Below are 11,058 nucleotides of genomic sequence, written 5' to 3'. Positions count from 1 at the left end.
ATCTGCCGCATCCACTGCTCCTAAGCGTGCTCTCGAGAGCGTTCTTAAGAGCAGGCCCCTACCTCACGACAAGGCGCGTCTCGCCGGATGCATACTTTCGCCCTGACCATCGAATGACTGGAAAGAGCGCGTAGCGGCCATCTCCGCTGTCGACCCTTGTCGGACTCTCAGCAGCTAATTCTAACTCCCCAATTACGGAAGGTCCGCTTTCTCGGCAGCTGTCGACCCAATGAAGCCGATCATCACCGGAACCGGCACGGGGCCTTGAGTACCACTAACGCCAGCGTAAAAGATCGCTGATGTCACACTGCGTCCGGCTGCCTCGTCATGCGCTTAGCACATGAAGGAGAATGGACATGAAGATTGTTATCCTCGGCGGTACCGGCCTCGTCGGCCGTCAACTCGTCGCCGAGCTTGCCAGGCTGGGCCATGACGCAGTCGCCGCGTCGCCAAGCAATGGCGTCGACAGCATGACCGGAGCCGGGCTTCTCGCCGCATTCACCGGCGCCCAGGTGGTTGTGGACGTCACAAACCCCAAGTCTTTCGAAAACGACGCCGTCATCGATTTCTTCCGTTCGTCAGCGGGGAACATCACCGCCGCCGCTCGGAAGGCCGGCGTGAGCCATCTGCTGGTCCTCTCCATAGTCGGTACCGACCGACTGCAGACCTCCGGCTACTTTCGCGGCAAGCTCGCACAGGAGCAGTCCTCTGCCGACAGCGGCGTTCCTTTCACGATCGTCCGAGCAACGCAGTTCTTCGAGTTCCTCGGCACGATCGCGGACGGGCACACGCGCGATGGCGTCGCACATCTTCCCACCTTCGCGTTCCAGCCTATCGCGTCGGCGGATGTCGCGCTCGCGCTTGCGGATGCCGCCTGCTCCCAGCCGGTGAACGGCATCATCGAGATCGCGGGACCAGAGCGCGCCCCGCTCGCCGAGATCGTCGGAACCTGCCTTGGGGTGCAGGACGATCCCCGCGCCATCGTGGCCGACGAGAGCGCCGGCTACTTCGGAGCGCCTGCGGATGATAGCACTCTCGTCCCCGGTGACGATGCCCGGCTGATGCAGACCCGCTTCGAAGCTTGGCTCGACCGTAAAACTGCGAGAGCGGACGCATGACGCACACGCGATCCATCATCCTCGGAGTCGCCACTGCGTTAGGGCTTGGAGGGGTAGCCAACGGCACCTTCATGCTCCTCGATCCGGTGAACTGGTATTTCGCCGTCCCGGGCGTCACTTCGACGGGATCGTTCAACCAGCACTTCGTCCGCGACATCGGGCTGATCTTCGTGCTGGTTGGAGCGGCCCTGCTGATCGGCGTTCTGCGGCGACCCGTGCGAACCGCCTTGTGGACCACTGCCGCGCTTTGGCTTGCAGGCCACGCGATGTTCCACATGTGGGAGGTGGCAGTTGGGATATGCGGCCCAGCTGCAATCGCGCGCGACTTTCCGGCTGTGACGCTCCCGGCTATCCTGACGGCGGCACTTGCTGGATGGGCGTCTTTCGACGCAGGGGCCAATGGCCGGAGGGTGATCGCATGACTGCGAGACAGGACGACGTCTCTGCATTGCGCCTCTCGGATTTCGAGACGGAACGGGCGCGCCTGCTGCGGCTGGGCTACCGAATGCTCGGCTCGTTGAGCGAGGCCGAGGACGTGGTTCAGGAGGCTTGGCTGCGCTGGTGCGACGTTGCCGGCGGCGTGGACAGTCCTGCGGCCTATCTCACCCGGATCGTGACGCGTTTGTGTCTCGACCAGCTCAAGTCGGCACGCGCTCGCCGTGAAACCTATGTTGGCGCCTGGCTTCCCGATCCGCTCGTGGGGACGACCGAGCAGGACGAGGCTCTGGCCGACGACGTCACGCTCACGCTGATGCTGGCGATGGAGCGGCTCTCACCGCTGGAACGCGCGGCCTTCCTACTCCACGACGTCTTCGACACGCCGCTGACAGAAGTCGCCGCGGCCCTAGGCCGGGAACCGGCTGCCGTCCGTCAGCTTGCATCCCGGGCGCGCCGGCACGTCCAGTCCGCCAGACCCCGCTTCGCCCTGCAACCCAAGGAGGCGGAGGAGATTTCACGCGCCTTTTTCGCAGCTGCCACCAGCGGAGATGCGAAGGCGCTTTCGGCGCTCCTCACCGAGGATGTCGCGATCCACGCGGACGGGGGCGGCAAGGTGTTGGCCTTCCGCAACGTGGTGCACGGCCTGGAGCGCGCGTTAAGGCTTTTCGAGGGGCTGAAGCGCAAGCACGTCGACTTACCACGCTTCATCCGTCCGATCATGGTCGACGGGCTTCCCGGCTACGTCAGCATCGAGCGCGGCGAGGTGCTTCAGACAACGGCGCTGGAGCTTCGCGAGGGACGGATTGCCGCGATCTACATCGTCCGCAACCCAGACAAGCTACGCCACGTTCAGGAAACCTTGGGTCTTTTCTGACAGGCCGAGACGCGGTGGGCGCCGTCCGCCGACTTTGTGACCGGAAAAAAACCGCACGCGTATGTCACATCCCACCGTGTCGCCTCGTCAATCCGGCACAGCCAGAAGGCTGACGCACGTGAAAGGATTAATCATGGAAGAGAGCAAGCGACTGGTTTGGCACGAGATTGCACCGGCGGGGGCGAAGGCGCTCGCAGGCGTCCACCACTACGTCACAACGGGCACCAACCTGCCGGAGGAGCTGATCCACCTCGTCTTCCTACGTGTCTCGCAGATCAACGGCTGCGCTTACTGCATCGATCTGCACACACGCGACCTTCTGAAGACGATGGCGATCGACAAGGTTGCGCTTGTGCCGGTGTGGGCCGAGGTGCCGCATCTATTCCCAGAGCAATATCGGGCGGCGCTGGCCTGGGCCGAAGAGGTGACGAGGGTCAGCGATACCCATGCGTCGGACAAGGCCTATGCAGCGGCGTCAGAGGCGTTCGCGCCGAAGGATCTGGTCGATCTCACGATCGCAATCGCCGCCATGAACGCCTTCAATCGCCTTGGCGCGCCCTTCCGACTGCCGGTGAAGGCGCGCCCCTGAGCGCCCCAGCTCCTATGAGCCCGCCACTTTTAACTGCCTCACAAGGACTTACGAACATGACTTCCAAGCCCGAGCTTTCCCGCACGCCAGAAGGCATAGTCCCATCACTGCTCCAGCACTTCAATTCGATGGACGTCGACATCATGTGCGGCTTCTACGAACCGGACGCGATCTTGGTAAGCGCCAACGGCGAGCCGCAGCGGGGCATCCCCGCCATTCGAGCAGAACTGCTCAAATACTATAGCATGCGCCTGCCGATGGCGATCATCGCCCGCCACGTGTTTGTGGCCGACACGATAGCCTCGCTGGTGCTGGACTGGAACATTGTCGGCAAGACGCCGCAGGGTCAGGACTTCCATATGGTCGCGACGTCCAACGACATCGCCCGACGCGGCGAAGACGGCTACTGGCGCTACATTATCGACAATCCGTTCGGGACGCAGGTCCGGCAGCTCGCTTGAGCGATAGGCTGTTCGCTCAGCTGGATCGCTTTCGACGTGCCCCAGCCCCCCCCACCAATTGAGATGCTCCGAGAGTTCCATGGATCGGCTAACAACACCCTTCGGCTTTTACTCTACAGCTGCGGACGTGCTCCGCAGCATCGACCTTACCGGAAAGAGGATCATGGTGACGGGAGGCGCTGCCGGGATCGGCCTCGAGACAACCCGCGCACTTCTGCTTGCCGGAGCGCATGTCACCTTGGCGGTGCGACGGCCAGACGCCGTCGCCGCCGTCGTGGAGGAGCTCCGCGGGCAGGCGCGCGGCGCTGCGGTCGATGTGCGTTCGCTCGACCTCGCCGACGTTCGCTCGGTGCAAGGCTTCGTGGACGGGTGGTCGGGTCCGCTGCACGCCCTCATCAACAATGCCGGCATCATGGCTCTGCCGGAGCGCCAGCTCTCCCCGCAGGGTTTCGAGCTCCAGTTCGCGACCAACTATCTCGGACACTTCGCGTTGACGTGGGGCCTGCGCGACGCGCTGACGTTGGCCAACGGCGCCCGCGTCGTTTCCATCAGCTCGAGCGGGCATCTGTTCTCGCCAGTGATCCTCGACGACCTCAACTTCGACTTCGTGCCATACACCCCGATCGGCGCCTACGGGCAGTCGAAGTCGGCCACGGCGCTGATGTCCGTCGCGATCACGCGGCACTGGGCCGATCGCGGGATTGTCTCCAACGCGCTCAATCCCGGCGCGATCGCGACCGGGCTGCAGCGCCACACCGGCGGGCTTCGGACGCCTGTCGAGCGACGCAAGACGCCGGAGCAGGGCGCAGCGACGAGCGTCCTTCTCGCAGCCTCTCCGCTCCTTGAGGGTATCGGTGGGCGCTACTTCGAGGACTGCAACGAAGCGACTTCGGTGACATCGCGGCCTACGGACTTCTCAGGCGGCTATGCGGCCTATGCGATGGACGGCGAGAACGCCGAACGGCTCTGGACTATCTCGCAGGCCCTGACCGGCGCCTGAGCGCCTTCGTCGCAAACCCTTTTTTTATTGCAAGGATGGCCGATTTCAACATTATAGGTCGCTTTTGAAGGCAGCAGCGACCGGCATTTGTCGCACGACGCGGCATACGCTGCCGGCAATCGTCGACCCATGCCGGACGCTCAACACCCGATTCTTGATCCCCAGCAGCAGACGTTCCGCTTTTCTGGCAGCTATCGATCAGAACAGCCCATTCGCATGACACCGATGAGCGACTGTCTCTGACGGAAGCTGCCGATCGGGCTAGCCGCAGCAGACGATGGCGACGCTCACCGATTGTTCGTGCTGTTTTCACCTCACCGTCGCACTGGCGCTCGCGACCAACTGCCTACGTCCACAACCGGTGCGGCAGGTCCATCTTTCAGGCCAGCAGTTTGCGTGCCCGCTCGCACACGAAACCGCCCGCCAGGATTGATGGAGTTGCCAGCCGAGGATTTCGTCAGCGTGGAGAGGCCTGGTGACCAGATTTGGCTCATCGCCGGGATTTTCGCGCGTCCGGCTGTCATGCCGATCCCACTGAGAGCGGACGCACTCGATCTCGACAACCTGGCGGAAGCATTTGACGGGCAGGCAATGCTGGTCGGAATTTCGAAGGACCGGCTCATCGACGCCGATCGCATCGGCCTCTCGGATCGGGACAGGACGGTGCTGGACGATCATGTCCAACAGCGCCGGGCAAACTTCTACTTTGCGCAGCGCAGAAGCGGCCTAGATAAAAACATCACCAGCCAGGACCTAACATCTCCATAAGAGACACGCGACCGCTTCTGGCGCGAACGGCGCCATGGCGCCGGTGGTTTTGAGTTTATCCCGCTTCAGGGCCTCCGTTTGCGGCGCCTTCAGCTAAAATCATAGGATTAGGCGCTGATCCTTCAGCTTATTGCGATAGATCATTCTCCACCTATTCTATTTGCGCCGCTGTAGATCTGCCGAAAATTGAGCGGGTCTGAATCTGGACTAAAATCATCGACAGATCTGGCTTGATGCACACATCTATCGTTTCCGCCACGACTCAACTTCGCTATTCCTGCGTAGGTCGTCAGCGACAGGCTAGGCAGTATCGTGGCTGATTAGCTAACGAGCAGATGGGGGATTTGGGTGGACGAGAGCGAGACAGTAGCATCCGAGCAGGCATTGCCTTTCGATATTATCCCTGCTCCGATTACACCGGAGGCCAACATAGTGGAAACGCCCGAAGCGTTTCTGACCGGCGTATCCAAGGCTCTCAAGGCATCGGATGATGTCGATGCCGAACTGGCTGAGATCCTGTCGGATCATCTGCTAACGGTCACGCCACACGCTAATAGCATCGTCAATGCCAAGGCGGCGATACTGGCGCTGGCCGCGAAGCGCGCAACGCCGGCTCAGGAGCAGGCCGATGGCTGATCCCATGTTTTTCCACTCGCTGACGCTCGAAGGCTTTCGCGCCTATCTTCAGCCGAAAACTTTCGACTTCAGCAAGAAGCCGTGTCTCGCGATTTTCGCGCCCAACGGCTATGGTAAATCGAGCGTCATTGACGCGCTCGAGTTCCTCTTCTCCGAAAATGGCACGCTCGATCGGCTCGGGCAACGAACGCTGAATAACCAGGCCGGACCGGCCGCACTGGCACATAATGGCGCTCAAGCGGCGGGCATCGCGCCACTGGTCAAGTTTACGACTATCACCGGTAACGTGACAACCGAAGGGAGTCGGGCGGCTTCCGGTAATCAGCGTCCGATTCATGCGGCGGCTACCGCTATGAAGGCGGGGTTCGTCGTTGCGCCTATCATCCGTGGATACACGCTGCGTACCTTTGTCGAGGAGCATAAGGCAGAGACCCGCTACAGCGATGTAGTAAGCTGGCTGCAGCTCTCGCCGCTTGTCGAAGTACAGAAAAATCTTCGACTGCTTCGCCGTGAGGTCAAGGCCGCTGCAGAGAGTACGACCGAACAGGTTCGTCTGGCGGGGCTGTTGCGGACGGAAACCGCCCATACCTTGCACGCATGGGATGACGCAGCCGTGCTTGATTTCATCAACACGAACCTCATCGCTCCGCTCGATCCCAGTTTGACATTGGAGGCACTCGTTGCCGCGGACGCCACATATCTCGAAGTCGGCAAACGCGTTGAGGCCGAGGAGAAGCGGGTCGGGCTCGCTGGGCTCCGACAAATCCGCAATTCGATCATTGCGCTGTGGCAGAAGACGATACCAGAGGACGGCGGTGAGCCTCAATATTCGGGTACCATCGCTGTGTTCGAGAACGCTCTGTCCGTGCTTGCCGATGCCACAGCGACCGAGGCCGACGAGCGCGACAAGGCGGCGGGTACGGTTTTCCGGTCGCTATGGAAAGAAGCCGAAAAGCTTTTCGCGGAAAGCGCTCCTGCGCCGGAGGCATGTCCGGTCTGCACAACGGCAATCGGGGACACCGCTGCCGGCAGCGTGTCCGCGATCCGCGATCTCTTGAAAGCCCATCTTGACGATTTACAGAGCTACAATGACGCGAAGACCGCGCTGGACAATGCCCAAACGGCAGCGAATCAGGCGCATAATCGGCTCGTGGCGCGGCTTCCCGGAATGATCGATCACCTGTCGGACGAAGACTCCGGCGGCGTCAGAGGAGCGCTTATCGCTTATCAGGCGGGGATTGCCGGATGGCCGGTTACCGTCGCGCCTGCTGCAGCCGCGATCACCGCCGATTTGGAGGCGCGTCTTTCCGATCTCGATCGCGACATCGCCGAGATTGAAGAGAAGCAGGGTGAGCATACCTGGGCAAAAGCCAAAGCGAGCATCGACCGTCTGCTGAAAATGCAGACGGAAATGGCTCTGGCGACGCGCACCACCGAAGAGCTGACAGGGCTGCATCATGCCCTTGGCGCCCAGGCCACGCTGGTCTCGGGCAAGATCCGCGAAAAGGTACAATCGCTTCTCGACACACTCCAGGTGCCAATGAATGACATCTACAGAGAGATCCAGGGCGACAATGCCAAGCCAATCCGGCTCGAACTCCCCGGCGAGGACGACACCAACCAGCAACGGATGCAGCTGGTTATCGACTTTGCTGACAATCGACAGGGCGTCGCACCAGCGGGTTATCTCAGCGACTCCCAAATCCATTCGGTCGCGCTGGCACTGCGCCTTGCGGCGATCAAAAAATTTAACGGCGCCGCGCCGCTCATCGTGTTGGACGACGTCGTCACGTCCTATGATGCCGACCACCGCAGGGCGATCGGCGCGATGCTCGCGAAGATGTTCACCGACGGCCAGATCATCCTGGTTACTCATGACGAGCGCTTCTTCAATCACTTGAAAGACCAGCTCGCGGAAAAGCTGTGGCAATTCACGCGCATTATTAGGCTGGATCCGGCGTACGGGCCGCGTTTTTCCGACCATAGGGTAACCGATGAGATGATCACCGAGCGTTGGGCTAGGGGCGAGTCCGCTGCCAACGAGATGCGCCAGGCCGAGGAGGAATGGCTACTCGGGATCGCCCGCGGCTTTGGCGTCAATATCCGCATCCGCCAGCTCGAACGGGCTTATTCCTACGAGCGATCCGAACTCGCGTCGGCAATAGGTAATTTTCTGACTAATCTCAAACTGGCGCCTGCGGACGTTCCAGGTGTCAATAATCGCTTCATTGCCAGCCTCATTAAGGGCGAGATTGAGAATTTCGGCAGCCATTTTCAGGATGGCCCCTATGGTGACGGATCGATCGGTGATGAAAAGACCCGCTGGACCGAATTCGTGACATTCCGCGAGCAGTTCCAATGTGTCTGCGGCCGCGCCAAATACCAGCGACCCTTTGGCCTCAGCAAGCCGATCTGTGGCCATGCGAAATGCGAGACACAATTTACCTTCAGACCGCCCGCAGCGGAATCCGGAGGCGACGGCGCCGTCTTGGCGGCCCAGGCGTGAACTCAGGTCGGCACTTCAGATGAAAAATGGCAGAGGGCCACGATCCTGAAGCCTCTTGCCCAAGTGATGGCGGATCCGCTGACGGTCGGCTGTCCGGTGAAGCCAACATCCCATCGACACTCCGTCACCTCCAAATATGTAAGGATAGTCTTTGTCGTACGACTTTCGTTCGCTTTTGCCTGCCGATTTCGAGGATTTGGCGCGGGACCTTGCCGGGAAGGCATTTCGATGCCGCTTCGAGGCTTTCGGCCCTGGACCCGACGGCGGTGTCGATGGTCGCCATGCTTCGGCCGCAGGACACTTCATCCTTCAAGCCAAGCATATGGTCGACTCGCCCTTTGCGAGCCTGAAAAGAACAATGAAACGCGAACGCGCGGCGATTGATAGCTTGGCGCCCCATCGATACAGCCTAGTGACCTCTCGGTCGCTAACCCCAGCCAATAAAGCCGCGCTCGCAAAGGAGATCGGGCCTGCGCTGCGTGAGCAAGCGGATATCCTCGGCCCCGGCGACCTTAACCAATTGCTTCGCAAACATCCAGCGATCGAACGGGCGCATCTGAAACTCTGGCTGTCCAGCACGACAGTGCTTGAATCTGTTGTCGACGCGATCGTTCATTCTGCCTTCCACGGTTTCACCGCGAGCACCCGGCAGGAGATCGCCGCGAAAGTCCGCGTCTATGCGCAAAATCCCAGTCTCGCGGAGGCCCGCAAGATTCTTGACCAGCGCCATGTTCTCATCGTCGCTGGCCCGCCCGGCGTCGGTAAGACCACTCTCGCCGAGATCCTGGCCTTCGCCTATCTCGGTGAGGGCTGGGATCTCATTGCAATTCGTAGCCTCGAAGACGGGTTTGGCCGTATCGACGACGCGAAAAGACAGATTTTCTTTTTCGACGACTTTCTCGGCTCTATCGCTTTCGACCAACGCTCCCTCGCCTCGACAGATTCTGCTCTGGCGACCTTCATGAACCGTGTCCGAAACAGCCCCAATGCCCGTTTCGTTCTGACAACGCGCGCCTATATCTTGAACGAGGCAAAGAGTGCGTCAGAGCGATTGTCGGATCGGCGCGTCGGGGTCTCCACCTACGTACTCGACCTGTCGAGCTATACGAGGGCCATTCGGGCGCGGATCCTCTACAATCATCTCCTGGTTCGCAATGTGCCGCGAAAGCACCTCTTAGCACTCCTCAACAGCGGCAAGCTCGCGAAGATCGTCGATCATAAGAATTATAATCCACGTGTGATCGAGTGGATGACGGACAGCACGCATCTCGAGGACATTTCACCAGGTGCCTATCCCAATGCCTTCATCGCTGCACTCGACAATCCAAAGGCTCTCTGGGACAAGGCTTTTCGGAACCACATCTCTCCGGCATGCCGACACCTTCTCATAGCGCTCTTCTTCACACCTACTTTTGGCGCCGCCATCGCCGAACTTCAGGAAGCCTTCGGTGCGCTGCATGACCGACTTTGCCAAGAACTCGGCATTGTACGAGACCCAAAGGATTTTGAGGAAAGCCTCAAGCGGCTCGAGAGTGGCTTCGTAGAAATCAGGAATGGAACCGTAGATTTCATCAACCCCTCAGTCCGAGACTATCTCTCCGATTATCTCTCGGATGGCCAACTCCTTGTCGATCTTGCCCAAGCTGCCGGCTCCGGGCTAGCCGCAAAACAAATTTGGAATTTCGCGCAGCGTCAATTGTTGTCTCCTGACCGGCAAAGCCAGGTAGCGATCGGCTTTGCGCACCTTGCCGCACGCCTCGAGACAGCACCGCAAAGGGGCTTTCGAAACAAATCGCCAAAATCCGACATCGACAACAGCGATCGGATCGACCTGCTGCTCGAATGGTGGGCGGTGAGCGGTGAGCGTCTTTTCTACGAGAGCGCACTCGCCATAGCGCGAAATCCGCCCCAAGGCTTTGTCGGGTGGCGCGACGCTCCCAAACTGCTGGAAATTGCACGGCAATTAGACGACGAAGGCTATTTCGAGATCACCGCGGAGACAAGACTACTCAAGACAAAACTCGAAGAGGCCATCATCTCGCTTCTTGAGGGCGGGATGGCTATGGACGATCTTGAACGCGTGTCGGACCTCGTGGAAGATCGCGATACGCTTTATTCTCCAGAGGTGAGCGAAGCACTGCATGAAGCGGTCACGGCGGCGATCGAGAATACACCGGAAACCTGTTCCGATCTCACCTCGGAATCAGAACTTGACGATCATGTCCGTTCGCTGCGCAAGCTAGCACAGCGCACTCCCGTGTCGGCATCCATCCTAACTACAGCATTGACCGCCGTCGAGGACCGCCGTGCTGAGGTAGCGGAAGACCAGACGGATTCCAGCGAGCCCGAGGCGCTGCAAGCAAAACCCGTGGTGCAGGCGTTCGACGACAACGCCTTGCGCGACCTATTCGACAGCCTGCGATGACGTATCTGGCCCAGGGGGAGCTACAAGAAGGAGATGTGGCAACTAGAATTCACGCGGCGAGAAGGCTCGAGCCAAGGCTCAGCTGGGGTTCTCCAATGCTGCCGTTTAGGGGGCCGGAACGGCAGCCTACTTAGAAGATACGACATAAAGCGGATGAGGTGGATGGCTCCCGCTCACGGCATCTGAGTGCCATGATGGGTTTGCTGTCATGCAACCCGAGCAGAGGAGCCACCCGCCATGAAG

At 60.3% G+C, this 11,058-nt stretch carries 10 protein-coding genes; all 10 read left to right on the top strand.

All coding sequences use genetic code 11. The features are described 5' to 3' along the window. The first annotated feature begins 356 nt into the window (after nucleotides 1–356). The 10 genes from JQK15_RS25900 (at nucleotide 357) to JQK15_RS25855 (ending at nucleotide 10,815) form a co-directional block, all read left to right on the top strand. The gene (locus tag JQK15_RS25900) at nucleotides 357–1,118 is read left to right on the top strand and encodes an SDR family oxidoreductase (RefSeq protein WP_063141735.1); all 762 of its coding nucleotides are present in this window, start codon (nucleotides 357–359) and stop codon (nucleotides 1,116–1,118) included. Further along, complete coding sequence (locus JQK15_RS25895) at nucleotides 1,115–1,540, top strand: hypothetical protein (protein ID WP_063141694.1); 426 nt, start codon at nucleotides 1,115–1,117, stop codon at nucleotides 1,538–1,540. The genes JQK15_RS25900 and JQK15_RS25895 overlap by 4 nt, the downstream gene beginning before the upstream one ends. Beyond that, on the top strand, nucleotides 1,537–2,430 hold the full coding sequence (locus JQK15_RS25890) for a sigma-70 family RNA polymerase sigma factor (RefSeq protein WP_063141692.1): 894 nt from the start codon (nucleotides 1,537–1,539) through the stop codon (nucleotides 2,428–2,430). Before JQK15_RS25895 ends, JQK15_RS25890 begins: the two co-directional genes overlap by 4 nt. 133 nt (nucleotides 2,431–2,563) lie before the next feature. Then, nucleotides 2,564–3,019 carry a carboxymuconolactone decarboxylase family protein gene (locus tag JQK15_RS25885; protein ID WP_097384679.1) on the top strand — a complete coding sequence of 152 codons (456 nt, stop codon included), beginning with the start codon at nucleotides 2,564–2,566 and terminating at the stop codon, nucleotides 3,017–3,019. A 56-nt stretch (nucleotides 3,020–3,075) separates the two neighbouring features. Beyond that, a complete protein-coding gene (locus tag JQK15_RS25880; protein WP_063141688.1) occupies nucleotides 3,076–3,480 on the top strand; it encodes a YybH family protein in 405 nt (134 codons plus the stop codon). A 127-nt stretch (nucleotides 3,481–3,607) separates the two neighbouring features. After that, nucleotides 3,608–4,480: an SDR family NAD(P)-dependent oxidoreductase gene (locus tag JQK15_RS25875; RefSeq protein WP_214869425.1), complete on the top strand. Its 873-nt coding sequence runs from the start codon at nucleotides 3,608–3,610 to the stop codon at nucleotides 4,478–4,480. Nucleotides 4,481–4,912: 432 nt separating this feature from the next. Next, a complete protein-coding gene (locus JQK15_RS25870; protein WP_214869423.1) occupies nucleotides 4,913–5,248 on the top strand; it encodes a hypothetical protein in 336 nt (111 codons plus the stop codon). 348 nt (nucleotides 5,249–5,596) lie between these two features. After that, nucleotides 5,597–5,884, top strand: a complete 288-nt coding sequence (locus JQK15_RS25865) for a hypothetical protein (RefSeq protein ID WP_214869421.1) — start codon at nucleotides 5,597–5,599, stop codon at nucleotides 5,882–5,884. Further along, nucleotides 5,877–8,390, top strand: a complete 2,514-nt coding sequence (locus tag JQK15_RS25860; protein ID WP_214869419.1) for an AAA family ATPase — start codon at nucleotides 5,877–5,879, stop codon at nucleotides 8,388–8,390. Before JQK15_RS25865 ends, JQK15_RS25860 begins: the two co-directional genes overlap by 8 nt. A gap of 151 nt (nucleotides 8,391–8,541) precedes the next feature. Further along, entirely contained in the window at nucleotides 8,542–10,815 is a 2,274-nt protein-coding gene (locus JQK15_RS25855; RefSeq protein ID WP_214869417.1) for an nSTAND3 domain-containing NTPase, read from the top strand. The last annotated feature ends 243 nt before the right edge of the window (nucleotides 10,816–11,058 follow it).

Source organism: Sphingobium sp. BHU LFT2, assembly GCF_018604485.1.
In the GTDB taxonomy this organism is placed as follows: domain Bacteria; phylum Pseudomonadota; class Alphaproteobacteria; order Sphingomonadales; family Sphingomonadaceae; genus Sphingobium; species Sphingobium yanoikuyae_A.
This window is presented reverse-complemented; position numbering and strand designations above follow the sequence as displayed.

Excerpts from the sequence above, each read along its gene's own strand:
- JQK15_RS25900 (WP_063141735.1), top strand. The coding sequence starts at position 357 with ATGAAGATTGTTATCCTCGGCGGTACCGGCCTCGTCGGCCGTCAACTC.
- JQK15_RS25895 (WP_063141694.1), top strand. The coding sequence starts at position 1,115 with ATGACGCACACGCGATCCATCATCCTCGGAGTCGCCACTGCGTTAGGG.
- JQK15_RS25890 (WP_063141692.1), top strand. The coding sequence starts at position 1,537 with ATGACTGCGAGACAGGACGACGTCTCTGCATTGCGCCTCTCGGATTTC.
- JQK15_RS25885 (WP_097384679.1), top strand. The coding sequence starts at position 2,564 with ATGGAAGAGAGCAAGCGACTGGTTTGGCACGAGATTGCACCGGCGGGG.
- JQK15_RS25880 (WP_063141688.1), top strand. The coding sequence starts at position 3,076 with ATGACTTCCAAGCCCGAGCTTTCCCGCACGCCAGAAGGCATAGTCCCA.
- JQK15_RS25870 (WP_214869423.1), top strand. The coding sequence starts at position 4,913 with ATGGAGTTGCCAGCCGAGGATTTCGTCAGCGTGGAGAGGCCTGGTGAC.
- JQK15_RS25860 (WP_214869419.1), top strand. The coding sequence starts at position 5,877 with ATGGCTGATCCCATGTTTTTCCACTCGCTGACGCTCGAAGGCTTTCGC.